The sequence below is a fragment of the Streptomyces sp. NBC_01235 genome (assembly GCF_035989285.1).
GTDB lineage: Bacteria > Actinomycetota > Actinomycetes > Streptomycetales > Streptomycetaceae > Streptomyces.
The window spans coordinates 9,679,783-9,704,237 of sequence record NZ_CP108513.1 but is presented as its reverse complement, the minus strand read 5'-3'; the positions used below and the strand labels follow the sequence as shown (position 1 = coordinate 9,704,237).

19 protein-coding genes are annotated in these 24,455 nt (G+C 72.2%); 9 read left to right on the top strand and 10 right to left on the bottom strand.

Going from position 1 to position 24,455, the window contains the following annotated elements; genetic code table 11:
• Nucleotides 1-207: 207 nt before the first annotated feature.
• From ppdK to OG289_RS43645, 7 genes are all read left to right on the top strand, one after another.
• Nucleotides 208-2,892, top strand: coding sequence for a pyruvate, phosphate dikinase (gene ppdK / locus OG289_RS43675; protein WP_327319553.1), 2,685 nt, complete (start codon nt 208-210; stop codon nt 2,890-2,892).
• Between the two features lie 15 nt (nt 2,893-2,907).
• Nucleotides 2,908-3,615 (top strand): CBS domain-containing protein, encoded by a 708-nt coding sequence (locus OG289_RS43670; RefSeq protein ID WP_327319552.1) that lies wholly within the window; start codon nt 2,908-2,910, stop codon nt 3,613-3,615.
• A gap of 107 nt (nt 3,616-3,722) precedes the next feature.
• Nucleotides 3,723-6,416 (top strand): bifunctional acetaldehyde-CoA/alcohol dehydrogenase, encoded by a 2,694-nt coding sequence (adhE, locus tag OG289_RS43665; protein WP_327319551.1) that lies wholly within the window; start codon nt 3,723-3,725, stop codon nt 6,414-6,416.
• Between the two features lie 267 nt (nt 6,417-6,683).
• Nucleotides 6,684-7,898 (top strand): globin domain-containing protein, encoded by a 1,215-nt coding sequence (locus tag OG289_RS43660; protein WP_327319550.1) that lies wholly within the window; start codon nt 6,684-6,686, stop codon nt 7,896-7,898.
• 41 nt (nt 7,899-7,939) lie between these two features.
• The gene (locus OG289_RS43655; protein ID WP_327319549.1) at nt 7,940-8,338 is read left to right on the top strand and encodes a hypothetical protein; all 399 of its coding nucleotides are present in this window, start codon (nt 7,940-7,942) and stop codon (nt 8,336-8,338) included.
• Between the two features lie 90 nt (nt 8,339-8,428).
• Nucleotides 8,429-9,997, top strand: coding sequence for an oleate hydratase (locus OG289_RS43650; protein WP_327319548.1), 1,569 nt, complete (start codon nt 8,429-8,431; stop codon nt 9,995-9,997).
• A gap of 215 nt (nt 9,998-10,212) precedes the next feature.
• Nucleotides 10,213-10,671, top strand: a complete 459-nt coding sequence (locus tag OG289_RS43645; protein WP_327319547.1) for a pyridoxamine 5'-phosphate oxidase family protein — start codon at nt 10,213-10,215, stop codon at nt 10,669-10,671.
• A 20-nt stretch (nt 10,672-10,691) separates the two neighbouring features.
• On the opposite strand, the gene OG289_RS43640 is transcribed toward OG289_RS43645, so the two are convergent.
• The 4 genes from OG289_RS43640 to OG289_RS43625 all read right to left on the bottom strand — a co-directional run bounded on the left by OG289_RS43640 (nt 10,692) and on the right by OG289_RS43625 (nt 14,052).
• Nucleotides 10,692-11,522, bottom strand: a complete 831-nt coding sequence (locus tag OG289_RS43640) for a universal stress protein (protein ID WP_327319546.1) — start codon at nt 11,520-11,522, stop codon at nt 10,692-10,694.
• A gap of 211 nt (nt 11,523-11,733) precedes the next feature.
• Nucleotides 11,734-12,174: a pyridoxamine 5'-phosphate oxidase family protein gene (locus OG289_RS43635; protein WP_327319545.1), complete on the bottom strand. Its 441-nt coding sequence runs from the start codon at nt 12,172-12,174 to the stop codon at nt 11,734-11,736.
• A 113-nt stretch (nt 12,175-12,287) separates the two neighbouring features.
• A complete protein-coding gene (locus OG289_RS43630) occupies nt 12,288-12,962 on the bottom strand; it encodes a helix-turn-helix domain-containing protein (RefSeq protein WP_327319544.1) in 675 nt (224 codons plus the stop codon).
• 19 nt (nt 12,963-12,981) lie between these two features.
• Nucleotides 12,982-14,052, bottom strand: a complete 1,071-nt coding sequence (locus OG289_RS43625) for a zinc-dependent alcohol dehydrogenase family protein (protein ID WP_327319543.1) — start codon at nt 14,050-14,052, stop codon at nt 12,982-12,984.
• Between the two features lie 213 nt (nt 14,053-14,265).
• Here OG289_RS43625 and OG289_RS43620 point away from each other — a divergent pair, with 213 nt between their 5' ends.
• The gene (locus OG289_RS43620; RefSeq protein ID WP_327319542.1) at nt 14,266-14,658 is read left to right on the top strand and encodes an STAS domain-containing protein; all 393 of its coding nucleotides are present in this window, start codon (nt 14,266-14,268) and stop codon (nt 14,656-14,658) included.
• 65 nt (nt 14,659-14,723) lie between these two features.
• Here OG289_RS43620 and OG289_RS43615 read toward each other — a convergent pair whose 3' ends face one another.
• On the bottom strand, nt 14,724-15,719 hold the full coding sequence (locus OG289_RS43615; RefSeq protein WP_327319541.1) for an Acg family FMN-binding oxidoreductase: 996 nt from the start codon (nt 15,717-15,719) through the stop codon (nt 14,724-14,726).
• A gap of 257 nt (nt 15,720-15,976) precedes the next feature.
• Here OG289_RS43615 and OG289_RS43610 point away from each other — a divergent pair, with 257 nt between their 5' ends.
• Nucleotides 15,977-16,558: an Rv1733c family protein gene (locus tag OG289_RS43610; RefSeq protein WP_327319540.1), complete on the top strand. Its 582-nt coding sequence runs from the start codon at nt 15,977-15,979 to the stop codon at nt 16,556-16,558.
• 319 nt (nt 16,559-16,877) lie between these two features.
• Here the strand turns inward: OG289_RS43610 and OG289_RS43605 are convergent, their stop codons facing one another.
• The 5 genes from OG289_RS43605 to OG289_RS43585 form a co-directional block, all read right to left on the bottom strand.
• Nucleotides 16,878-17,375, bottom strand: coding sequence for a flavodoxin domain-containing protein (locus OG289_RS43605; protein WP_327319539.1), 498 nt, complete (start codon nt 17,373-17,375; stop codon nt 16,878-16,880).
• A gap of 16 nt (nt 17,376-17,391) precedes the next feature.
• Nucleotides 17,392-18,129: a CBS domain-containing protein gene (locus OG289_RS43600; RefSeq protein WP_327319538.1), complete on the bottom strand. Its 738-nt coding sequence runs from the start codon at nt 18,127-18,129 to the stop codon at nt 17,392-17,394.
• A 13-nt stretch (nt 18,130-18,142) separates the two neighbouring features.
• Nucleotides 18,143-20,851, bottom strand: a complete 2,709-nt coding sequence (locus OG289_RS43595) for a bifunctional acetate--CoA ligase family protein/GNAT family N-acetyltransferase (RefSeq protein WP_327319537.1) — start codon at nt 20,849-20,851, stop codon at nt 18,143-18,145.
• Between the two features lie 151 nt (nt 20,852-21,002).
• Nucleotides 21,003-22,016, bottom strand: coding sequence for a type I glyceraldehyde-3-phosphate dehydrogenase (gene gap / locus OG289_RS43590; protein ID WP_327319536.1), 1,014 nt, complete (start codon nt 22,014-22,016; stop codon nt 21,003-21,005).
• A gap of 45 nt (nt 22,017-22,061) precedes the next feature.
• Entirely contained in the window at nt 22,062-24,443 is a 2,382-nt protein-coding gene (locus tag OG289_RS43585; protein WP_327319535.1) for a phosphoketolase family protein, read from the bottom strand.
• Nucleotides 24,444-24,455: the final 12 nt, after the last annotated feature.

Genomic DNA, 24,455 nt, shown 5'->3' with positions numbered 1-24,455 from the left:
GCCGGCAGCGGCTCTGGCCTGCACCGCTGACTCGTGCGCGGCGCACCCCACGACCGACTCCGTCGGGCATGCCCACGGCGAAGGGACGGATCCGCCTGGGCCGACCGGCCCCGGTGGAGGGGACCGACAGCACCTGCCCCTCGCGGTCCCGGCGGTCGGACGCTGGAGAAGTATCCAGCCCGCAGCCCGACGGAGGAGACCGACGTCATGGTCCGTTACGTGTACGACTTCGCAGAAGGCGGCCGTGACCTGGCCGACCTGCTCGGCGGCAAGGGCGCGAACCTGGCCGAGATGACCCGGCTGGGGCTGCCGGTCCCGCCGGGATTCACCGTGACCACCGAGGCCTGCCGGGCCTTCCTCGCCACCGGCACCGAGCCGGACACACTGGCCCGCGAGATCTCCGAGCACCTCACCGCCCTGGAGCAGGCCGCGGGACGACGGCTGGGTCAGCCCGACGACCCGCTGCTGCTGTCCGTCCGCTCCGGGGCGCGGTTCTCCATGCCCGGCATGATGGAGACGATCCTCGACATCGGCCTCGACGACGACTCCGTCCTCGGCCTGGCGAAGGTCTCCGGGAACGAGCGCTTCGCCTGGGACTCCTACCGCCGTCTCATCCAGATGTTCGGCAGCACGGTCATGGGCGTCGACGGCTCCCTGTTCGAGAACGCCCTGGCCGACCTCAAGCGAACCCGGGGCGCGGTGAACGACCTGGGCCTGAACGCGGCCGACCTGGCCGGGCTCGTCACGACGTACAAGGGCCTGATCCGCCGGGAGACCGGTGAGGACTTCCCGCAGTCCCCGGCCGAGCAGCTGCGCCGGGCGGTGCTCGCCGTCTTCGAGTCCTGGCGGGGCGAACGCGCCCGGGTGTACCGCCGCCGCGAGCACATCTCCGAGGACCTGGGCACCGCGGTCAACGTGCAGACCATGGTCTTCGGCAATCTCGGGTCCGACTCCGGCAGCGGCGTCGCCTTCACCCGCGACCCGGCCACGGGGCGGCCCGGCCTGTACGGCGACTATCTGGCGAACGCCCAGGGCGAGGACGTCGTCGCCGGAATCCGCAACACCGTCCCGCTGACCGCTCTGGGGGACCTGGATCCCGTCTCCTACGAGCAGCTGCGCGGCCACCTGCGGACGCTGGAGACCCACTACCGGGATCTGTGCGACATCGAGTTCACCATCGAGCGCGGCCGGCTGTGGATGCTGCAGACCCGGGTGGGCAAGCGCACCGCCGAGGCCGCGTTCGCCCTCGCCGCCGAGCTGGCCGACGAGGGCCTGATCACCTCCGACGAGGGTCTGGTCCGTGTCAGCGGGGACGGTCTCGCCCGGTTGATGTTCCCCCGGTTCGACACCTCGGCCGTCGGCGAGGCGCTCGCGCACGGTCTCCCGGCCTCTCCGGGTGCGGCCGTGGGCGCCGCGGTGTTCGACTCCGCCGAAGCCGTCCGCCGGGCCGCCGCCGGCGAGAAGGTCGTCCTCGTCCGCCAGGAGACCACCCCCGACGACCTGCCGGGCATGATCGCCGCACAGGCGGTGCTGACCAGCCGCGGCGGCAAGACCAGCCACGCGGCCGTGGTCGCCCGCGGCATGGGCACGGTGTGCGTGTGCGGCGCCGAGGAACTCACCGTGGACACGGCGGCGCGTCGCTTCACCGTGGGCGACACCACCGTCGAGGAGGGCACGGTCATCTCCGTCGACGGCTCCGAGGGCGCCGTGTACCTGGGCGCCGCCCCGCTGGTCGACTCCGCGGTGATGCGCTACTTCGAGACGGGTGAGAGGCCGGCCGGGCTGGTCGAGGCCGTGGCCCGCGCCATGGAACGGGCCGACGGCGCCCGGCGGCTGGAGGTGCGGGCGAACGCCGACACCCCCGAGGACGCCGCCCGCGCCCGGCGGTTCGGCGCGCAGGGCGTCGGGCTGTGCCGCACCGAGCACATGTTCCTCGGCGAGCGCCGCAAGCTGGTCGAGGCGATGATCCTGGCCCGCGACGAGACCGAGCGCGAGCAGGCGCTGGGCGCGTTGCTGCCGCTCCAGCGGCAGGACTTCATCGGCATCCTGGAGGCGATGGACGGTCTGCCGGTCACCATCCGGCTCATCGACCCGCCCCTGCACGAGTTCCTGCCCGACCGCACCGACCTGGCCGTGCGCATCGCCACCGCGCAGGCGCAGGGCTCCGTGTCCGAACCGCACGACACCGAACTCCTCGAAGCGGTCAACCGCATGCACGAGGAGAACCCGATGCTCGGGCTGCGCGGCGTGCGTCTGGGCCTGGTCGTCCCGGGACTGGTCGCCATGCAGGTGCGGGCGATCGCCGAGGCGGTCGTGGAGCGCACGAAGGCCGGGGGCTCCCCCGAGGCGGAGATCATGGTGCCGCTGGTCGGCGCCGTCGAGGAACTGCGCATCGAGCGCGAAGAGGTGGAACGCGTCCTCGCCGAGGTCTCCAAGGAGTCCGGCGTCCCCGTGCACTGCCCGGTCGGAACCATGATCGAGCTGCCCCGGGCCGCGCTCACGGCCGGCCGGATCGCCGAGGAGGCCGAGTTCTTCTCCTTCGGCACCAACGACCTCACGCAGACCACCTGGGGCTTCTCCCGCGACGACGTCGAGGCGGCCTTCTTCTCCGCCTATCTCGACCGGGGCATCTTCGCCACCTCACCGTTCGAGACCCTCGACCGCGACGGAGTGGGCCGGCTGGTCCGGATCGCGGTCGACGAGGGGCGCGCCGCGCGCCCCGACCTGAAGATCGGCGTCTGCGGCGAGCACGGCGGGGATCCGGACTCCGTCCACTTCTTCCACTCGGCCGGACTGGACTACGTCTCCTGCTCGCCGTTCCGCGTCCCGGTCGCGCGGCTGGAGGCCGGACGTGCCGCGCTCTCCACGACGGAGACCAGCGACAGCAGGTGAAAGGAGGTGGGCGGCATGGCTCGCATCGTCGGTGAGGTGATGACCCGTGAGGTCGTCGAGGCGCACCGGGAGACATCGTTCAAGGACGTCGTCAGGCTGCTGGACCGGCATGGGATCAGCGGACTGCCCGTCGTGGACGAGGACGACAAGGTGGTCGGAGTGATCTCCGAGACCGATCTGATCCGCCGCCAGGCGGCCCGGTCCGCGGACGGCCCGCCACGGCGCCGGCGGATGCTCCCGCTGGGCCGCTCCGCCCGGCGCGCCGAAGGCCGCGCCACCACGGCGGCGGAACTGATGTCGAGCCCCGCCGTCACCGTGCATCCGGAGCAACGGATCGCGGACGCCGCGCGCGTGATGGAGCGTCACGGCGTCGAGCGTCTCCCGGTCGTGGACGAGGAGGACCGGCTGATCGGCATCGCCACCCGGCGCGACCTGCTGCGGGTCTTCCTGCGCACGGACGACGAGATCCGCCAGGAGGTCCGCGACGAGGTGGTGACCCGCGCGCTGGGCCTGCCGGCCCACAGCGTGGGCGTCTCGGTCCGGGACGGCATGGTCACGCTCGAAGGGTCCGTGGAGGAACGCGACGCCGTCCCGCAAGCGATCCGCCTGACGTATCGGGTGGACGGGGTGGTCGGCGTCGTCAACAGGCTGAACCTCCGCTTCGACGCAGGGCCGGTCAGCCCTACGAAGGGACCATCGGGACCTGGGAGGGAGGGTCGCTGAGGAGAGACGCTGCTGGTGGGAGCGGTACCCCCTTCCCGGGCTTCCGCTCCCTCCCCCCGCGCCGCCGCCCCGCGGCGTCGCCCTTTCGACGACGGAGGCCCGCCCCCATGACCCGCCACGACGAACCCAGCGCGACCACCGGCCCCACCGCCGCGCCGTCCGACATCGCCATCGCGGTGGACCACCTGGTGACGAACGGGCTCAAGGCACTCGCCGACTACGAGGCGCTCGATCAGGAGCAGGTCGACCACATCGTGAAGAAGGCCTCGGTCGCCGCGCTGGACCAGCACACCGAACTCGCGCGGCTGGCGGTGGAGGAGACCGGACGCGGCGTCTTCGAGGACAAGGCGGCCAAGAACATGTTCGCCTGCGAGTACGTCACGCACAGCATGGGCCCGATGAAGACCGTCGGCGTCATCGCCCGCGACGACATCGACGACATGATCGAGGTGGCCGAGCCCGTCGGCGTGGTGTGCGCGATCACGCCCGTCACCAACCCGACCTCGACCACCGTCTTCAAGGCGCTGATGGCGCTGAAGACCCGTAACCCGGTCGTGTTCGCCTTCCATCCCTCCGCCCAGCGCTGCAGCGCGCAGGCAGCCCGCATCGTGCGGGACGCGGCGGTCGCCGCGGGCGCGCCGGAGCACTGCGTGCAGTGGATCGAGACCCCGTCCGTCGAGGCGACGGGCGCCCTGATGCGCCACCCGGGCGTCTCGCTGATCCTCGCCACCGGCGGCAACGCGATGGTCAAGGCCGCCTACTCGGCCGGCAAGCCCGCCCTCGGCGTGGGCGCCGGCAACGTCCCCGCCTACGTCCACCGCAGCGCCGACGTGCGCCGGGCCGTCAACGACCTGGTGCTGTCGAAGTCGTTCGACAACGGCATGATCTGCGCCTCCGAACAGGCCGTCATCCTCGACGAGGAGGTCTACGACGCGGTCCTCACCGAATTCCGCACCCTGCACGCCCACTTGGCCACCGCCGAGGAGAAGGCGAAGCTGGAGACCTTCCTGTTCCCGGTCGGCGCCGCGGGCGCGGGCTGCGAGCCCAAGGTCAACGCCGCGGCCGTCGGGCAGAGCCCGGCCTGGATCGCCGAGCAGGCCGGATTCTCCGTGCCTCAGGACACGTCGATCATCCTGGTCGAGGCCGACCGGGTCGGCCCGGACGAGCCGCTCACCCGCGAGAAGCTCTGCCCGGTCCTCGCCGTCCTGCGCGCCGGCTCCGAACAGCAGGGCTTCGACCTGGCCGCCGACATGGTGGCCTTCCACGGGCAGGGCCACAGTGCCGTCATCCACACCGAGGACATGGAGCTCGCGGAGGCGTACGGCAGGCGGATCAAGACCGTGCGGATCATCGTCAACGCCCCGTCCTCGCAGGGTGCCATCGGCGGCATCTACAACAGCCTGCTGCCGTCGCTGACACTGGGCTGCGGCTCCTGGGGCAGCACGTCGGTGTCCAACAACGTCTCCGCCGCCCAGCTGCTCAACGTCAAGAGGGTCTCGGTGCGCCGCAACAACCTGCAGTGGTTCAAGGTCCCGCCGAAGATCTACTTCGAGCCGCAGGCCATCCGCTACCTCGCCTCCATGCCGGACATCCACCGCGTCACCGTCGTCACCGACGCGACGATGACCCGCCTCGGACTCGTCGACCGGGTCGAGCGCGTGCTGCGGCGGCGCCGGGAGCCGGTCACCATCCAGGTCATCGACAACGTCGAACCCGAGCCCAGCATCGACTCGGTCCGGCGCGGCGCCCGCCTGATGGGCGACTTCCGCCCGGACACCATCATCGCCCTCGGCGGCGGCTCCCCCATGGACGCGGCCAAGGTGATGTGGCTGTTGTACGAGCAGCAGGCCGAGGGCAAGGACGTCGACTTCGCCGACATGCGGCACAAGTTCTCCGACATCCGCAAGCGGGCTTTCCGCTTCCCCGTCCTCGGCAAGCTCGCCCGCCTGGTGTGCATCCCCACGACCTCGGGCACCGGCGCCGAAGTGACGCCGTTCGCCGTCATCTCCGACCCCGCCACCGGCAAGAAGTACCCGCTGGCCGACTACGCGCTCACCCCGAGCGTGGCGATCGTCGACCCGCTGCTCACCACCGAGCTGCCCCGCTCGCTGGCCGCCGACAGCGGCTTCGACGCCCTCACCCACGCCATCGAGGCGTACGTGTCCGTCTACGCCAACGACTTCACCGACGGCCTCGCCCTGCACGCGATCCGGCTGATCTTCGAGAACATCGAGGGAGCGGTCAACGACCGCGCGGCCCGGCCCCAGGCCCGGGAGAAGATGCACAACGCCGGCACGATCGCGGGCATGGCCTTCGGCAACGCCTTCCTCGGCATCGTCCACGCCATGTCCCACACCCTCGGCGCCACCTTCCACATCGCGCACGGCCGCACCAACGCCGTTCTGCTTCCGCACGTCATCCGCTACAACGGCACCGTTCCCACGAAGCTCACCGGCTGGCCCAAGTACGAGCACTACCGCGCCCCCGAGCGCTTCCAGGACATCGCCCGCGCCCTGGGCCTGCCGGCCGCCACCCCGGCCGAGGGCGTCGAGTCGCTCGCCTCGGCGGTGGAGCGGCTGCGTGACGCCGTGGGCATAGAGCCGACCTTCCAGGCGCTCGGCGTCGACGAGCGCGCCTTCCTCGACGCACTGCCCCAGCAGGCCCTGAACGCCTACGAGGACCAGTGCGCGCCCGCCAACCCGCGGATGCCGATGCTCGACGACATGCGGGAGCTCATGCGCACGGCCTACTACGGCCGTACGCAGGACCGTCCGGAAGCCGAGCGGGCTGAACGGCCCTAGGGTGCGCCTACCGCCGCCTGCGCCCCGGTCACGCTCCGGCGGCGGTCGCGGCAGGGGCTGCGGGCCCTTGCCGCACCGCCGTCCGGCCCCGGCCGAGCGGGCCCGGTGGGGTCGATACGCCCGAGGTGATGGGGCCCTTCGGCCCCTCTTCGGCCCCCTGCCGCCGAACTGCGCCGAGACACCGTCCGGTGCCTGCTACACAGGAGACCGCCGCTCCCACACGATGCGGCCCCCTTCCCCCCTCGTCCGCCCTTCTCGGGAGATTCCATGCTGTCCGCAGAATCCGCCGCACTCGTCCGAGCCACCCTGCCCGCCGTGGCCGGAGCCCTCGACGAGATCACCACCCGCTTCTACGCCACGATGTTCCACGACCGGCCGGAACTGCTCGACGGGATGTTCAACCGCGGCAACCAGGCCAGCGGCGCCCAGCGCCGCGCCCTCGCCGGGTCGATCGCCGGATTCGCCGGCGCGCTGCTGGAGAATCCCGAGGCCCGGCCGGACGCGCTGCTGTCCCGCATAGCCCACAAGCACGCCGCCGTCGGTGTCACCGACGACCAGTACACGATCGTGCACAAGTACCTCTTCGGCGCGATCGCCGAGGTCCTCGGCGACGCGGTCACCCCGGAGGTGGCGGCCGCCTGGGACGAGGTCTACTGGCTGATGGCCGGCGCCCTGATCAGCCGGGAGGCCCTCCTCTACCAGGACGCGGGCGTTCAGCCCGGCGGGATCTGGCGGCCCTGGACGGTCGTCGAACGCCGTGCCGAGACGCCCGACGTGGTGTCCCTCGTGCTCCGCCCGGCGGACGGCGAACCGGCGCCGCGGGCCCGCGCGGGCCAGTACGTGAGCGTCCGCGTGGCCCTGGCCGACGGCACGCACCAGCTGCGCCAGTACAGCCTGTCCTCGGACCCGGGCGGAGAGCTGCGGCGGATCACCGTGAAGCGGGTCACGGGTGCCGCCGACGCGCCGGACGGCGAGGTCTCCACGCTGCTGCACGAGCACGTGGGCGAGGGGGACGAGCTGCTGCTGTCGGCGCCGTTCGGCGACGTCTTCCTCGACGAACCGGCGGACACCGCCGCGCCGCTCGTGCTGGTCTCGGGGGGCATCGGCTGCACCCCGATGACCGGCATCCTGGCGCACCTCGCCGCCGTCGGCTCGACCCGCCCGGTCCTGGTCCTGCACGCCGACCGCTCCCCCGGCGACCACGCCCTGCGCGCCGACACACGCGAGCTCATTGCGCAACTGCCGGGCGCCCGCGCCGTGTTCTGGTACGAGCGTCCCGGATCGGAGGAACCGGACGCCCGCACCGGCCTGATGGACCTGAGCGGATCCGAGCTCCCCGACGGCGCCACGGTGTTCCTGTGCGGCCCGCTGCCCTTCATGCGGGAGGTGCGCGGACAGCTGCTGAGCGCCGGGGTTCCCGCGCGACACATCCGCTACGAGGTCTTCGGCCCCGACCTGTGGCTGCCCGACACCGCGGCCTGAACCGCACCGCATCTTTCTGACATCCCGAGGAAGGACCCCGCATGACCACCGACCGCGCCCATGAGACTCCCCTGGTCCGGCTGCGCTCCGACGGCGCCGTGGACGAGGAGACCCTGGCCTACGCCCGTACGAAGATCGACGCCGTCGTGCGCAGGCCGGGCCTGCCCGTCGTCACCGGCGAGGTGCACCTCGTGCGAGCGGCCGCCCACCACGCCGGCCACCCGTGGTCGGCCACGGCCGACCTGCGCATCGGCGGTCGTCAGGTGGTCGCGGCGGCCGAGGAGGCGACGGGCACCGAGGTCGTCGACCGGCTCCAGCACCGGCTGCGCCGCCAGACCGACAAGGCCGCCCAGGCCTGGGACGACGGACACCGGACGACGGTCCCGCCGTGGCGCGGCGGAACCGGGCAGTCGCGTGCCGAGGGCCGTCCGGACCAGTGAAGTGACCAACGGCCCACTGACGGAAGGCCCTGACGACGGGAACCGTGGATCCACGGTTCCCGGTCGACGGCGAGAACGAGGAGTTGTGTGATGGCGAAGGCATATCTGGTGGGCAGCGGGATCGCGGCACTGGCCGCGGCGACGTTCCTGATCCGCGACGGCGGCTTCGAGGGCTCCGACATCCACCTCTTCGAGGAACAGCGGACCCTCGGCGGCAGCCTGGACGCGGGAGGCACGCCGGACGCCGGCTACACCATGCGCGGGGGGCGGATGTTCGAGGCCGAGTTCCGCTGCACGTACGACCTGCTGTCCGGCATACCCACCCTCGACGACCCCGCCGTCTCCGTGACCGAGGAGATCCTGGCGGGACACGAGGACTTCGCCTGGGACGACATCGCCCGGCTCGTCGACGGGGACGGCAAGATCGTCGACACGTCCTCCATGGGCTTCTCCGAGCGCGACCGGCTGGAGCTGGTCCGCTGCCTGGCCACCCCCGAGGGGCACCTGGACGGCAAGCGGATCACCGACTGCTTCGGCGAACACTTCTTCACCACCAACTTCTGGTTCATGTGGTGCACCACGTTCGCCTTCCAGCCCTGGCACAGCGCGATCGAGTTCCGCCGCTACCTCAGGCGCTTCATCCACCTGTTCTCCGAGTTCGCCTCCATGTCGGGCATCCACCGGACCCGCTACAACCAGTACGACTCCATCGTGCGGCCGCTGACGGCCTGGCTGCGCGAGCGCGGCGTCACCGTCCACACCGGCTGCCGTGTCACCGACCTCGGGTTCACCCCGGGCGTCCGCAGCGGCACGGTCGAGACCCTCCAGCTGAGCAGGGACGGCCACGACGAGAAGATCACCGTCGCGCCCGAGGACCTGGTGTTCGTCACCAACGGCTCCATGACCGACGCCTCCAGCCTCGGCACGCACACCTGCGCACCCCCGCCGGCTCCGCAGCGCTCGGACGCCTGGCTGCTGTGGCACCGGCTGGCCCGCGGACGCGAGAACTTCGGCAACCCGGGCGTCTTCGACAAGCGCGTCAAGGAATCCCGCTGGGAGTCGTTCACGGTCACCACGAAGGACCCCGCCTTCCTGAAGGCGCTGGAGGAGTTCAGCGGCCGTCCGACCGGCAAGGGCGGCCTGATGACCTTCACCGAATCCAACTGGCTGCTCAGCATCGTCGCCAACCGGCAGCCCGTCTACCGCGACCAGCCCGAGGATGTCGGGGTCTGGTGGGGCTACGGCCTGTTCCCCGGCCGGGCCGGCAACCACACGCCCAAGCCGATGACGATGTGCACCGGCCGGGAGATCCTCGAAGAGGTCCTGCACCATCTCCCGTTCGACGAGCCGACGGCGGCCCGGATCCTTCAGACCTCCACCGTCGTGCCCTGTGTGATGCCGTACATCACCAGCCAGTTCCTGGCCCGTCGCCGCGACGACCGGCCCCGGGTCGTGCCCGAGGGATCGGTGAACCTCGCCTTCGTCGGACAGTTCGCGGAGGTGCCCGACGACGTCGTCTTCACCGTCGAGTACTCCGTACGCACCGCCTGGGCGGCGGTGGCGCAGCTGCTGAAGCTGGACAAGCGGCCACCGGAGGTCTACAAGGGCCACCACGATCCCCACGTGCTGGCCGCCGCTCTGGAGACCATGCACCGGTAGCTCACCAGGAGCGCGAGGGACGTCCGGCCCTACGGCCCGGGACCATCGGCACCTGGGGGAACAGAGCGGCCCGGGAGACAGTGAGGGCAGGAGCGGCACCGATCCCCCGCGGTGCCGCTCCGTTCGCGTCGCCTCGAACGGCCCGGCAAGGCCCACGCGTGGCTGCGGGAGACGGAGAACTGTGAGTGAGTGACCCAACGATACGGAAACCTGCCATGGCCGACGACCCGTCGAACACCTCGGAAACACCCAGGAGCATCGAGCTGGACGGCGTCGAGGCGCTACGGCTCCTGGGCAGCGTGTCGCTGGGGCGGATCGTGTTCACCCAGCACGCGCTGCCGACCGTCCGCCCCGTCAACCACGTGCTGGTCGACGGCGACATCGTCATCCGCACCCACGGTGACGCCGCGCTGACCCGGTACACCCGGCAGACCGGGGGTCAGGGGGCCGTCGTCGCCTACGAGGCCGACGACATCGACCCCGACACCCACCTCGGCTGGAGCGTGGTCGTCACGGGCTATGCGCGGCTGGTCACCGAAGCGCGGGAACTGGCCCGCTATCGGGCCTTGTTGCGTCCGTGGGTGTCGGAGCGGATGGATCACGCCGTCCGCATCAGCCCCGATCTGATCACCGGGGTTCGCCTCGTGGCCCACGATCCGGCCCCGTCGGCCTGAACGGTGCCGGGGCCGGCCGGTCATCCGTGGGGCACGACGACCACCGGGCAGTGCGCCCGGTGCACCAGGGTGTGGGCGACCGGCCCCAGGCGCGGGCCGAGCACGTTCGTGCGGCGGTGGGCGCCGATGACGACCACCGCGGCCTCCTGGGTCGCTGCCGCCAGCTCGTCCGCGGGAGCGGCGCGGACCGTGTGCGTCACCACCGTGACACCGGGATGCCGGTCCCGCAGGCGCGTGAGGGCGTAGCGGGGTACGGCCTCCTCGGCCCGGGCCTTGCGTGCCAGCCGTTCCTGACCCGGACTGCGCGCCGGCACGGGGGAGGGAAGTTCGGGGGTGAGGTGGCGATGGCTCCAGGAATGCAGGACGCGGAGCGTCGCACCGCGCCGTTCGGCCTCCTGGAAGGCGTACGCCGCCGCCCGCACGTCCGTGTCGTCCGCCAGGCCGAGCAGTACGTCCCGGCCGTCGTCGCACGGGTGGTCCCCCCGGACGACCAGAAGCGGTCCTTGCGTGAGCGCGGCCAGCCTCAGACTCACCGAGCCGAACGCCGGTCCGGTCAACGCGCCCAAGCCGCGTGTTCCCACGACGGTGAGATCCGCGTCCGCGCTCGCGCGCACCAACGCACGCACCGCACCGCCCTCCGCCGCGACGCTCTCCACGCGCAGCCCCGGATGCCGTACCTGTGTGCGCGACACGGCGTGGTCGAGGACCGGTGCGGCCTCGTCACGGTCGGGGACCGCGTACAGCACGCGCAGAGCTACGCCGTGGCGTACGGCCTCGGCCGCGGCCCAGTCCAGCGCCCGCACGGAGATCAAAGAGCCGTCCACTCCGACGACTACGTGATGCAGGGTCATGGCCTTACCTGTCCTTTCTTCGAGTGACCGTCCGGTGGAGGGGACGCTCGATGAGCGCACCGGCCTCCCTCGGACGATGCTCCTCGTGCGCCACCGCCGCGGGCAGCAGCCGGGAGAACCCGCACGAACGCCGAACGGCCCTTGTTTCAAGGGCCGTTCGGTCCGGGCCGGGACAGGGCTGGGTGGTCCTGAGGGACCTGGTGACCGGAGTTCAGGAGGGCAGGCGCACTGTGCACCGGGTGTGTCCGCCGACGAGTTCACGCCCGGTGACCAGCTCCGGGTCGATGCGCACGAAGACCTCCTGCGGTGCCGGCGCCCAGGAACGCGGCCCGGTCCGCAGCAGCCGTGCGTGCTCGGCGGGGTCGGTCACGAGCATGGCCGTTCCCATGACCACGACGTTCCAGCCGGAGTGGGTGGCGGCGTCGACCTCGTCGGCCTCGAAGGCGACCACCGCTGCGTCGATAGCGCCCACCAGTTCCGAGGAGGCCGAGGTGCGCACCAGTACCGCGCCGTCATCGTCCAGGCAGAAGTTGACCGGCAGAACGGCGGGCAGCGCGTGCCATGTGTACACGATGCGCCCGACAGGCACCCCGGCCAGCAGGCGCAGGCACTCCTTCCGGTCGAGTCCGCGGAATCCGTCGTCGGCGTCCATCTGCCTTCTCGTCTCTCACCTGATGCAGCGGTCCTGTACCGGTCCATCCTCGAGCGGTGAGGAAATCCCGGCCAGGGACCATCGGTCCCTGGCCGCTCTGAGAACGTCCCTGTTCAGACCGCGATGCGACGTCCCGTGACGGCATACGGTTCGATGCGTATCCAGACATCGCGCCGGCCTCCGGTCCACGGCCCGCTGTACGCCGCTTTCGCGAGCCGTTGCTCCTCGCCGAGGTCCGTCACCGCGCGCGCGTGGCCGCGCACCAGGACGCTCCAGCCCTGGCTGAACATGTCGTCGATGCGGTCGACCTCGAAGGCGACCGGGCTGCCGGACGCCAGGGACGGCGTCGCGCCGGGGGCGGTCCTGAAGACGATCGCGCCGTCGACGACGCTGTAGTTGACGGGCACGATCACCGGCCCGAAAGCCGTGGACACGGCGAGCCTTCCCACCCCGTGCGACGACAGCAGCCGAGCGCATTCGGTCCTGCTCAGCTCGGTGAACTCGGGGACACGCCCGGCTCGTCCAGGACCAGGGGGCAGATCGGCGTCGCCTCCGGTGAGCGCCGAGACCGTGGTCTCCAGCACCGCCGCCAGCGTGAGCAGCGCACCCCGGCCCGGCCTGGCCTCAGGATGCTGCTCCAGGTGCGCCAGATAGCTCGGGGCCATGCCCGCTCGAGCGGCCGTCTCCTCTCGTGTCAGCCCCAGTTGCACACGGCGTGCGGCAAGTCGGCGGCCCAGGTCGCCCGAGGGCGCGCCGTCCGTCGCGTGCGCATGCGTCTGTTCGGTCATGGCCCGTCACGTCCTCTCGTCAGGCCGCCCGGACGGCGACCTCCTCGTGCGACTGCCCGCCGAGCACCACCTTGAGGGCGCCGGTGTCGGCGGCCCGGGCGAAGACGTCGTACGCCTCCTCCATGCGATCCAGCGGGAAGGTGTGGGTGACCAGCTGTGCGGTGGGCAGCCGGCCGGCCGCGGCCATGCGCAGCAGGGTGGGTGTGGAGTGGGTGTCCACCAGACCGGTGGTGATGGTCACGTTCTTGATCCACAGGTCTTCGAGGTGCAGGATCGCCGGCTTGCCGTGCACGCCGACGTTGGCCACATGGCCACCGGGCCGCACCATACGGGTGCACATCTCGAAGCTCTCCGGCACACCGACCGCCTCGATGACCACGTCCGCGCCGAGTCCGTCGGTGAGATCATCGACCAGCTGCTCGGGGGCCTCGGCGGCGTCGGCCACGGCATCGGCGCCGAGCCGCTTGGCGGCCTCCAAGCGGGACGCGGCGAGGTCGACGGCGACGATCCGCTCGGGGGCGAACAGGCGCGCCGTGGCGATGGCCGCGAGGCCGATGGGGCCGGCCCCGACGACGGCGACGGTGTCGCCCGGACGAACGTGCCCGTTGAGCACGCCCACCTCGTAGGAGGTCGGGAAGATGTCCGCCAGCAGGACGGCGTCCTTGCTCTCCACCGCGCTGGGCAGGGCGTGCACGGACAGGTCGGCGTAGGGGACGCGGACGTACTCGGCCTGGGTCCCGTCGATCAGGTGGCCGAGGATCCAGCCCCCGCCGCCGCGGCACTGGCCGTAGCTGCCCTCGCGGCAGTAGCGGCAGCGGCCGCAGGCGCTGATGCAGGAGACCAGCACGCGGTCGCCCGGACGTACGGTCCGGACGTCGCTGCCGATCTCCACGATCTCGCCGACGGCCTCGTGACCCAGGACCGTGCCCGGGCGCACCTCGGGCACGTCGCCCTTGAGGATGTGCAGGTCCGTACCGCAGATGGTGACGGCACCGACCCGCACGATGGCGTCGGTGGGTTCCTTGATGGCAGGGTCCGGGACATCCTCCCAGGCGGACTGCCCGGGGCCGTGGAAGACGAAGCCTTTCATGACGCTCCTCACCATCCTTCTTCACGTATCGAAATTGCCCCACACATCCAGCTTGTCCGGTATTCGGCTGTTCCGCTTGGGCCGTCCGGCCCCCTCGCCCGCAGGACGGTCCCTGCCGTCGGCCCGCGGCGCGGAGAGGGGCCGGACGGACCCACCCGGCCTGGGACCGAACGGCCCTTCCGCGCACCCGTCCGACACCGGTTTTCTCTCCCCATGGCCACTCACCGCACGACGTCCACGCCGTACCGAGCGCATCACACCGTCGGTGGCGCGACCGTCGTGACCCTGCGGGGCGAGATCGACCTCCTGACGGCGCCCGCGCTCACGGCACGCCTGGACGCGCTGACCGCCGGTCCGCGCCCCGACCTGGTGCTCGACCTGCGTCCCGTGTCCTTCATGGACTGCGCCGGGCTGGCCGTGCTGTGCCTGGCGTTGAAGCGGGCGAGGGCCCGGCACGGCCGGCTGCGACTGGTCACGGACAGCGTCCGATTCCTGCGGATCCTGCGCTGCACGGGCCTGACCGGCACCTTCGACATCCACTCCCGGTGGCCCGAGGACCTGGCCGGTGGGCCGGTCGCGGAGTCCGTCTCCGCCTCGGTCGGCTGAGCCTTCGCCCGAGCGGGTCCTCGGTCGACCGGGTCGGACGATGGCGGGCCCCGTGCCCGAGCGGCCTACCACTGTTCCCGACCTGGTGTGCGGCGCGGGGTGGCCGGCCCCTCCGGGCCGTATCCCAGGCGCATGAGCAGCTGCGGATGCGCGGTGCCGTCGCAGGCGTCGGCGAGGGCGTCCCGCAGGTCGGCCCATTCGACGGGCTGATGCAACACGGACGCACGCACGCCGTGGGCCGTCGCGACGAGCCACACCCGCTCGAGGGCCTGCCCGGCGCGCAGCCAGTCGATTCGACGGTCGTGGTCGGTGGTCAGCGCGGCGATGACCGGGGCATCCTCGAAGGGCCGCGCGATCAGCCGTTCGGGATGCCGTTGTGCGGTGAAATCGCGCAGCGGGAGCCTCTCCCGGGCGTCCTGCGGGCCCAGCGCCGTGCGGGGCAGACCTGCGTCGGGCGCCGGTTCCAGCTCGCGGTGCACCCAGTGGCGGCCCTCGGCCGCCCGGTGCGCGTCGAGGCGGTTGCGCCGTTCGGCCTCGGCGGTCAGCCGCAGCATGCGGGTCGTGTCCACCTCCTCGGAGAAGCGCAGCGACGCGCCTTCCGCAAGGGCCACCGCGGCGAGTTCGTCGCGCACCGCCGCGGGCAGCGGCCGGCTGGTGAAGGGGAAGCGGCTGCTGTGCCTGCGCCAGATCGCCTCGTAGAGATCCACGCGCCGCTCCTCCCCCTGCCCGGCGGTGAGCTCCGCGGGGAACCCGGCGGGCCGCACGGTGGCGAGCAGGCCGGGGTCGTCGGGGCTGGGCAGCAGACGGGTGACCGGTGGCCGGCCGAAGTGGGTCAGCGCCACCCGCAGGTTGAACACGCAAGCCCCGACGGAGAGGAGCAGGGCCCGGCCCGTGGGGTCCGCGTGCCGCAGGCCCCTTTCGGGATCGGCACGCACCTCGAACGTCGCTGTCTCCGGGTCCAGCCCGAAGCGCCACGGCTGGGTGTTGTGGATCGAGGGCGCGGCGACCGCGGCGGAGACACAGGTCTCCACGAGCGCCGCGCCGAACGTTGTGCTCTCCATGAGGCCCTCCTCGCACGGGGGCGTCGGACGGCTGGTCCTCTCCTACGAGCATGGGCGCCCCGCATCGCCTTCGGCAGGGGCGAAGGTCCTGGGCGAGGCTCCGGGCGGGCCCCGTGGCCCCTTGGGCTGAACGGCCCTTCCCGGCCGCGGAGTCGGTCCCGGCCGGCCCTGCGGCGGCGCCTGGTCGGCCCATGCCGCGGCAGGGCCTCGGCTGTCACCTTCGGAGTGTCACGACGACGACGAGGAGGTGCGGACCGATGCCCGGTGGCACGTACGCGAGGAAACGGTTGTGGCGGTGGCGCAGCAACCCGCTACGGCGACGCGATGACATCGTCGAGGCCTGGATCGTGCTGGCCGTGTGGGCGGCCTTCGCCGTGGGCGGCACGGTCGCCGGGCTGGCGACCGCTCATGCCGCGGACGAGGTGTTCGCACAGCAGCGAACCGAGCGTCAGTCCGTGCGCGCCGTGCTCCTGAAGGACGTCCCGCTGGGCGCCCCCACGATCGGGGGCACCTCCGATCTCCGGATGGCCACGGTGCGCTGGACGGCGTCCGACGGCTCGGCCCGCACGGGCCGGACCCTGGTGGACACCGGCCTCAAGGCCGGATCCGGCGTCACGGTCTGGCACGACGCCCGGGGCCACCTCATCGCCGCGCCGCCGAGCTCCACGGAGGCGGCGATCGAGTCGGGCGTCCTGGGCGCCGCAGCAGCGGCCGCCCTGGGCGGCCTGGTGTTCGGTACCGGAGCGGTCGCCCGGTGGCGTCTCGACCGGCGCCGCGTCGACGAGTGGGGCAGGGAATGGGATCAGGTGGGACCGCAGTGGGGCCACAAGACCAGCTGAACACACGACGGATTCGGGCTCCGGGCCGCACGGCGACCCGGAGCCTTCCCGTGTGTCCACGACGCGAAGGTGCGGGTCCCGCTGCCGCGCCTGAAGGCCGACCGCGGGGAAACGGGTGATCCCTGCCCGTACCGACCCGCCGGCGCAAAGCCGTCGCGCGGTCGACCGGTCCGGGCGAGAGGGAGCGGGAGCGTGCTGGGCCGGGCCGCCTGCCGCGTTGCCGTGGTTCCGCCCGGACGACGCCATGAGGCCGGCCCGGGTGCCCGCTTCGCGCGGGGCATCGGGGCCGACCTGAGTGGGCCGGGCAAATCCTCTCCTCCTAAGCGTGCGTCAGAGCGTCGGCGATGCCTCCCGCCCAGGCCTCGATCGCGCCGAAGTCCCGGAAGTCGCCGCCCTTCCCGGAGCGGACGATCATCTTGGCCACGCGCCCCTTGGCGCCTTCCTCCAGGCGCCCTCCGAACGTGACGTGCTCCCGGACTTCCAGTCGGGCCATGGCCCGCTGCACGCCGCGCACCGGCGGGATGTCCCGCTCGGAGGCCGACGCGTCGAGCGGTCCGCTGCTGAAGAACCACACCGGGCGCTCGGCGAGCAGGGCGCGGTGCCGGCGGACGAACCGCCGCGCGTCCTTGTGCCAGCGGCCCGCGTAGAGCCCGCCGCCGACCACGACGGCGTCATACCGCGCCACGCTCGTCACGGACCGGGCCGGCAGCGCCTCCACGGTCAGCCCGGCCTTGCGCAGGACATCGGCGACGGCTTCGGCGATCTCCGCCGTGGATCCGTTCGTCGTTCCGTAGGTGACCAACACGGTGTCGGTCATGGTGGTCCGCCTCCTCTCACAGTCGGCGCAGCCAGTCGTCGGCCACGCCGTGCATTGCCTGTACCTGTTCCTCGGTCCGCAGGCGTGCGTCGTCCAGCCGGTAGGTGAGCTTGCCGACCACGTCGACCACGCCGTCGATCCGGCGCGTCATGGAGACGGCGATCTCGGTCTCGCTCTTGCGTTCCATGTGTCCGGTGAGCGTGACCACGCCCTCCGCCACGGAGACCTCGACGCTGCGCGGCGGCAGCCACAGGGCGCGCACCAGGACTTCCTCGATCACCTCGGTGCGGATCTCCTGGTCGGGCCGCAGGAAGACCTGGAGGAGGTCGCGGCGGGTGACGATCCCCACGAGGCGGTCCTCCTCGTCGAGGACGGGGAGGCGTTCCACGTGCCGCTGGGCCATGGTGCGGGCGGCCTGGACGATGGTGTCGTCTGCGTGCACGGTGACGGCCGGCCGCGTCATCAGCTCACCGGCGGTGCGGGCCTTGCCTTTCGCGGTCCGGCGCTTGCCGCCGGGTGTCAGTTCGGCGAGCTTCGCGCGGTGCTTTTGCTCGTACGGGTCGGGGGTGGTCGCCTGGTGCATCATCAGGTCCGTCTCGGACAGGACCCCGACGACCTTGTCGTCCTCGTCGACCACCGGCAGTCCGCTGATCCGGTGGGCCGCGAGCAGCCGGGCCACCTCCTTGAACGGTGTGCCGTACTCGGCGCGGACGACGTCCGTGGTCATCACGGAGCCGACCTTGTGGTGCCTCATGGCCGTTTCCTCCTCAGCGCAGTCGGCGCAGATAAGGGTCCTGGGGGCGGCGCGGCAGCAGGCGTATCCGCGCGTCGAGCACGGTGACGCCGCCCGGTGTCGCCAGGACGGGGTTGAAGTCGGCCTCGGCGAGTTGCGGCAAATCCGCCGCCATCCGGGACAGCCGCAGCAGCAGCTGTTCCAGGTCTTCGAGGTCGACGGGGGTGTTTCCGTTCGCACCCAGCAGCAGCGGGGCGCACCGCGGCGAGGTGATCAGCTCGTGCACGTCGCGGTCGGTGAGCGGGGCGAGGCGGGCCGCGTGGTCGGCGAGCACCTCGGTGGCCGTGCCGCCGAGCCCGAACAGGACGAGCGGGCCGAAGACCTCGTCCTGGACGACACCGGCGAACAGCTCGGTGCCTCGGGCGGCGAGCGGTTGCAGGACCACGCCGGTCATGAGCCCCGCGAAGCGGGTCTCCAGGTCGCGGAACGCGGCCCGCACCTGGGAGTCGCCGCGCAGGTCGAGGTGGACGGCGCGCTGCTGGGACTTGTGCAGCAGCCCGGGCCAGTGGGCCTTCATGACCACCCGGCCGTCGAAGCCGCGCAGCCGGTCGGCGGCGAGCACGGCGTCGTCCTCGGTCTCCGCCCAGGCCCACGGGATCTGCGGAATTCCGTAGCAGGCCAGCAGGTCGGCGCAGGTGCGCGGGTCGAGCCAGCCGCCGTCCGGCTGCGTGGCCAGCTGCTCCTCGACGACCGTGCGGGCCCGCACGGTCTCGATGTCGTCGAGGTCGGGGACGACTCCGGTGGGCCGGGCGAGCCAGGCGGCCCGGTCGGCGGCGTGAGCCAGCGCGCGGGCCGCCGCCTGGGGTTCGGCGTAGGAGGGGATCGTGCCGCCGTCGGCGGCGGGCAGCAGCCGGACGGACCGGTCCTGCTCCAGGCGTACGGCGAGCACCGGGCGCGCCCCCCGCCCGGGACCCGCGGTGACGGCCCGTACCAGGTCGTCACCGGTGGCCGCGGCGACCGCCGTGGGCACGAGGGCCACGATGACGGCGTCGATGCCGGGGCAGCGGGTGAGGCGGTCGACGCACTCCGTGAGCTGTTCCTCGGAGACCGCGGCCGTGGCGTCGACGGGGTTGCCGATGGCGGCGCCGTCCGGCAGCACCGCGAGCAGTTCGTCGATCATCGCGGGGGTGAACGGGGGCAGAGCCAGCCCCGCCTCGGCGCAGGCGTCGGCGGTGAGCACTCCGGCGCCGCCCGCGTTGGTGACGATCGCGACGCGGCTGCCTTCGGGCAGCGGCTGGGAGTGCAGCAGGGCGGCCGTTTCGAGGAGCTCGCCGACCGAGCGGGTCGCGGTAATGCCGGCCTGCGTGAACAGCGCGCCCCGGGTCATGGTGCGGGTGGCGGCGGCCGCCGTGTGCGAGGCGGCGGCCTTGCGGCCCGCGTCGGTACGGCCGGCGTCGACGGTGAGGACCGGGATGCGGCGCGTCACGCGGCGGGCGGTGCGGGAGAAGGCGCGCGGGTTGCCGAAGGACTCCAGGTGCAGCAGGGCGAGGTCGGTGCGGCCGTCGCTCTCCCACCACTGCAGCATGTCGTTGCCGCTGACGTCGTACTTGTCGCCGAGGGAGACGAAGGAGGAGACGCCGATGCCCAGCCGGGACAGCCCGTCGAGCAGCGCGATGCCGACCCCGCCGGACTGCACGGCGACACCGGCCGACCCGGGGCGGGGGTGCTCGGCGGCGAAGGTCGCGTCGAGGCTCAGCTCCGGATCCGTGTTGGCGACGCCGAGGCAGTTGGGTCCGACGAGCCGCATGCCGTAGGTGCGGCAGGCGGTCAGCAGCGCCTCCGCCTGGCTGTGGTCGAGGCCGGCGGTGACGACGACGAGCGCGCGCACCCCGGCCCGGCCGCACTCGTCGGCGACGGCCGGGACCGCGGCGGCCGGCACGGCCACGACCACGAGGTCGGGGGTCTTCGGCAGGGCCGCGACGGACGGACAGGACGGCACACCGAGCAGCGACGTGACGTGGGCGTTCACGGCGAAGAGGCGCCGGGTGAAGCCACCCGTGCGCAGGTGGTGCAGGATGGCCCGGCCCACCGACCCGGGCGTGCGGCCGGCGCCGACCACGGCGACCACGGCCGGCCGCAGCAGGGGCAGCAGGCTGGCCACGTCGGCGGACCGGCCCCGGGCCTCGACGGCCGACAGGTAGGTGTCGTCCTGGTCGAGGTGGACGGTACAGCGCACTTCGGGTCCCTCGAAGCGGCGGGAGGTGCGCAGGCCGAGGTCGGCGAAGAGGCGCAGCACCTCGTGGTTCTCGCTCAGCGCGTCGGCCGTGAAGGTGGTGATGCCCTCCGCGCGCGCCGCCGAGACCAGGTGCTCGACGAGGAGGGTGCCCACGCCCCGGTGGTGCAGGCCGTCGGCGACGGCGATGGAGATCTCCGCGCCGTCCGTCCCGCCGCCGTCCTTCTCCCCGCCGGTGTCGTACTCGGCGAGACCGATGACCCGGCCGTCCACCTCGGCCAGCAGAGCCCGGTAGCCCGGGTGGGCCGGGGCGCAGGCCCGGTCGGCGGCCATGGCGGCCGAGCGCCGGCTCGCCGCGAAGAACCGCAGGCGGAGGTTCTCCGGCGACATCTCCTCGTAGAGCCCTTCCAGCTGGCCGTGGTCCCCCGGCAGCACCGGCCGTATGCACACGGTGGTGCCGTCCGCGAGCAGGGCGTGGACCGAGGGCCGGTCGAGCAGGTCGTCCGTCATCGCAGGTCTCCTCCATGGCTTTCGCTACTTCGATCGTCCGGCGGAGCGCAGGGGCGTCACAGGTGCTGTCCGGGGGCGTACCGGGGCCGGTCGGCCCTCGCCGCGCAGCCGATCGGCCCCCGCCTCGCCCTGCGGTGAGCCGTCCGCTCGCTCAGTCGTCCGCCACCAGTGCCGTCAGGTCCAGGAGGCGGTTGGTGTAGCCCCACTCGTTGTCGTACCAGCCGAAGACCTTGGCCAGGGTGCCGTTGGCCTGGGTGAGGGCGGGGTCGAAGACGCAGGACGAAGGGTCTCCGATGACGTCGCGGGAGACGATCGGAGCCTTCGAGACGCGCACGATCCCGTTCAGCGGGCCGTCCGCGGCCGCCTCGAAGGCGGCGTTGATCTCGTCCGCGCCCGCCTCCCGGGCGAGGACGACGGCGAGGTCGGTGAGCGAGCCGTCCTCCACGGGCACCCGGAGCGCGATCCCGTCCAGCGCCCCGGCCAGCTCCGGCACCACCAAGCCTACGGCGCGGGCGGCGCCGGTGCTGGTGGGGATGATGCTGAGGGCGGCCGAGCGGGCCCGGCGCAGGTCCTTGTGCGGGCCGTCCAGCAGGGACTGGTCGTTGGTGTAGCCGTGGATGGTGGTCATGACGCCGCGCTCGATGCCGAAGGCGTCGTCGAGCACCTTCACCATCGGGGCCACGCAGTTGGTGGTGCAGGAGGCGGCGGAGACGATCCGGTCGCGGTGCCGGTCGTAGGTGCGGTCGTTGACGCCCATCACGATGGTGGCGTCCACGCCCTTGCCGGGCGCCGACAGCAGCACCGTGTGGGCTCCGCCCTTGAGGTGCTGGGCCGCGGAGTCCCGGTCGCGGAAGCGGCCCGTGGACTCGATGACGATGTCGGCGCCGTAGTCGGACCAGTGCAGGGCGGCCGGGTCGCGTTCGGCGGTGACGGCGATGCGCCGGCCGTCGACCGTGATGGAGCTGTCGTCGTGCTCGACGTCGCGTCCGATGCGCCCGAACGTCGAGTCGTACTCCAGCAGATGGGCCAGGGTGGCGGGTGAGGTGATGTCGTTGACGGCGACCACCTCGACGTCCTGGGTGCCTTCCTCCGCGCGGTCGAGGGCGGCGCGCAGGTAGGTGCGGCCGATACGGCCGAAGCCGTTGATGCCGACGCGGACGGTCATGGCGATGAGGTCCTTTCGGGGGTGAGGGGCGGTGGAGAGGGACGGTCAGGCGTTCCAGGTCCAGTCGGCGACCTCGGGCAGGTCGGTGCCGTGCTCGCGGATCCACGCCTGGTGGCGGGTGCGGGCGTCGGCCATCTGCTGGCGTACGACGGCGGCGCGCACGGCGAGACCGGGGACGCGGTCGATGACGTCCATGACGAGGCGGTAGCGGTCGAGGTCGTTGCGGACGACCATGTCGAACGGCGTGGTCGTGGTGCCGGACTCCTTGTAGCCGCGCACGTGCAGGTTCTTGTGGCCGGTGCGGCGGTAGGCGAGCCGGTGGATCAGCCACGGGTAGCCGTGATAGGCGAAGATCACCGGCTTGTCGGTGGTGAACAGGCCGTCGTACTCGAAGTCGCTCATGCCGTGCGGGTGTTCCTCGCGCGGCAGCAGCCGGGTCATGTCGACCACGTTGACCACGCGGACGGCGAGGTCCGGGAGATGTCGGCGCAGCAACTGCGCGGCGGCCAGTACCTCCAGGGTGGGCACGTCGCCGGCGCAGGCCAGGACGACGTCCGGCTCCGTGCCGTTCTCCGTGCCGGCCCACTCCCAGATACCGGCGCCCCGGGCGCAGTGCGCGCGGGCCTGGTCCATCGACAGCCAGTCGAAGCAGGGCTGCTTCCCGGCCACGATGACGTTGACGTAGTCGCGGCTGCGCAGCGCGTGGTCCGCCACCGACAACAGCGTGTTGGCGTCCGGCGGGAGGTAGACGCGCACGACCTCCGGGCTCTTGTTGAGGACGTGGTCGACGAAGCCGGGGTCCTGGTGGGAGAACCCGTTGTGGTCCTGGCGCCACACGTGCGAGGTCAGCAGGTAGTTGAGGGACGCGATGGGCGCGCGCCACGCCAACTCCCGTGAAGTCTTCAGCCACTTGATGTGCTGGTTGACCATGGAGTCGACGATGTGCACGAACGCCTCGTAGCAGGAGAACAGCCCGTGACGTCCCGTCAGCAGATAGCCCTCCAGCCAGCCCTGGCAGGTGTGCTCCGAGAGGATCTCCAGCACCCGGCCGTGGTGTTCGAGGTGTTCGTCGACCGGCAGGTGCTGGGCCTGCCACGCCTTTCCGCTGACGTCGAAGACCGCCTGGAGCCGGTTGGACGCCGTCTCGTCCGGGCCGACGAGGCGGAAGTCCCGGCGTCCGCCGGTGTCCTTCATCACCCGGGCCAGGAGGTCGCCGAGAACGCGGGTCGGCTCGTGCAGGGTCTCGCCCGGCTTGTCTACGGGCACGGCGAACTCGTCGAGCGGGGCGACGGGCAGGTCGCGCACGAGCAGGCCGCCGTTGGCGTACGGGGAGGCACCGAGCCGCTTGGCGCCACCTGGGACGCAGGCCAGGACGTCGGCGACGGGGCGGCCGTCGGCGCCGAAGAGCTCCCTGGGCCTGTACGAGCGCAGCCAGGCCTCCAACTGGCGGAGGTGCTCGGGGTTCTCCCGGACGCCGGCCAGCGGCACCTGGTGGGCGCGCCATGTGCCCTCGACGGGCTCGCCGTCCACCTCGGCGGGGCCGGTCCAGCCCTTCGGGGTGCGCAGCACGATCATCGGCCAGTGCACGCGCTCGCTGACACCGTCCTCGCGGGCGGTCTGCTGCATCACGGCGATGCGGTCCAGGGCGTCGTCCATCGCCGCCGCCATGGCGCGGTGCACCTGGAGCGGGTCGTCGCCGGTCACGTGGATCGGCTCGTGGCCGTATCCCCGCAGCAGCGCGTCGAGTTCGGCCTCCGGCAGACGGGCGAGGACCGCCGGGTTGGCGATCTTGTAGCCGTTGAGGTGCAGGATCGGCAGGACGGCGCCGTCGTGGACGGGGTCGAGGAACTTGTTGGAGTGCCAGGAGGCGGCCAGCGGTCCGGTCTCCGCCTCACCGTCACCGATCACGCAGGCGACCAGCAGCCGAGGATTGTCGAAGGCGGCGCCGTACGCGTGGGACAGCGAGTAGCCGAGCTCACCGCCCTCGTGGATCGAACCGGGCGTCTCCGGGGCGACATGGCTGGGCACGCCGCCGGGGAAGGAGAACTGCCGGAACAACCGGGCCATGCCCTCCCCGTCCCTCGGCACGTCCGGATACGTCTCGCTGTAGCTGCCCTCCAGCCAGGCGTTGGCCAGGATGGACGGCCCTCCGTGACCCGGCCCCCAGACGCACAGGGCGTCGAGCCCGCGCGCCTTGATCACCCGGTTGAGGTGGGTGTACACGAGGTTGAGGCCGGGCGAGGTGCCCCAGTGACCCAGCAGTCGCGGCTTGATGTGCTCGGGCCGCAGAGGCTCGGTCAGCAGCGGGTTGGACATCAGGTAGATCTGTCCGGCGGCCAGATAATTGGCGGCCCGCCAATGCGCGTCCAGGGTGCGCAGTTCGTCGTCGGAAAGTACGGTGGCGTCCTGGTGTTCGACCTTGGACATGGGGGAGACTCC

What these genes read in the sequence shown, in the direction of transcription:
- OG289_RS43625 (WP_327319543.1), bottom strand. Translation starts at nt 14,052, where the DNA reads ATGAAAGGCTTCGTCTTCCACGGCCCCGGGCAGTCCGCCTGGGAGGAT.
- ppdK (WP_327319553.1), top strand. Translation starts at nt 208, where the DNA reads ATGGTCCGTTACGTGTACGACTTCGCAGAAGGCGGCCGTGACCTGGCC.
- OG289_RS43635 (WP_327319545.1), bottom strand. Translation starts at nt 12,174, where the DNA reads ATGGACGCCGACGACGGATTCCGCGGACTCGACCGGAAGGAGTGCCTG.
- adhE (WP_327319551.1), top strand. Translation starts at nt 3,723, where the DNA reads ATGACCCGCCACGACGAACCCAGCGCGACCACCGGCCCCACCGCCGCG.
- OG289_RS43615 (WP_327319541.1), bottom strand. Translation starts at nt 15,719, where the DNA reads ATGGAGAGCACAACGTTCGGCGCGGCGCTCGTGGAGACCTGTGTCTCC.
- OG289_RS43650 (WP_327319548.1), top strand. Translation starts at nt 8,429, where the DNA reads ATGGCGAAGGCATATCTGGTGGGCAGCGGGATCGCGGCACTGGCCGCG.
- OG289_RS43585 (WP_327319535.1), bottom strand. Translation starts at nt 24,443, where the DNA reads ATGTCCAAGGTCGAACACCAGGACGCCACCGTACTTTCCGACGACGAA.
- OG289_RS43655 (WP_327319549.1), top strand. Translation starts at nt 7,940, where the DNA reads ATGACCACCGACCGCGCCCATGAGACTCCCCTGGTCCGGCTGCGCTCC.
- OG289_RS43630 (WP_327319544.1), bottom strand. Translation starts at nt 12,962, where the DNA reads ATGACCGAACAGACGCATGCGCACGCGACGGACGGCGCGCCCTCGGGC.
- OG289_RS43640 (WP_327319546.1), bottom strand. Translation starts at nt 11,522, where the DNA reads ATGACCCTGCATCACGTAGTCGTCGGAGTGGACGGCTCTTTGATCTCC.
- OG289_RS43610 (WP_327319540.1), top strand. Translation starts at nt 15,977, where the DNA reads ATGCCCGGTGGCACGTACGCGAGGAAACGGTTGTGGCGGTGGCGCAGC.
- OG289_RS43620 (WP_327319542.1), top strand. Translation starts at nt 14,266, where the DNA reads ATGGCCACTCACCGCACGACGTCCACGCCGTACCGAGCGCATCACACC.
- OG289_RS43645 (WP_327319547.1), top strand. Translation starts at nt 10,213, where the DNA reads ATGGCCGACGACCCGTCGAACACCTCGGAAACACCCAGGAGCATCGAG.
- OG289_RS43670 (WP_327319552.1), top strand. Translation starts at nt 2,908, where the DNA reads ATGGCTCGCATCGTCGGTGAGGTGATGACCCGTGAGGTCGTCGAGGCG.
- OG289_RS43660 (WP_327319550.1), top strand. Translation starts at nt 6,684, where the DNA reads ATGCTGTCCGCAGAATCCGCCGCACTCGTCCGAGCCACCCTGCCCGCC.
- OG289_RS43600 (WP_327319538.1), bottom strand. Translation starts at nt 18,129, where the DNA reads ATGAGGCACCACAAGGTCGGCTCCGTGATGACCACGGACGTCGTCCGC.
- gap (WP_327319536.1), bottom strand. Translation starts at nt 22,016, where the DNA reads ATGACCGTCCGCGTCGGCATCAACGGCTTCGGCCGTATCGGCCGCACC.
- OG289_RS43595 (WP_327319537.1), bottom strand. Translation starts at nt 20,851, where the DNA reads ATGACGGACGACCTGCTCGACCGGCCCTCGGTCCACGCCCTGCTCGCG.
- OG289_RS43605 (WP_327319539.1), bottom strand. Translation starts at nt 17,375, where the DNA reads ATGACCGACACCGTGTTGGTCACCTACGGAACGACGAACGGATCCACG.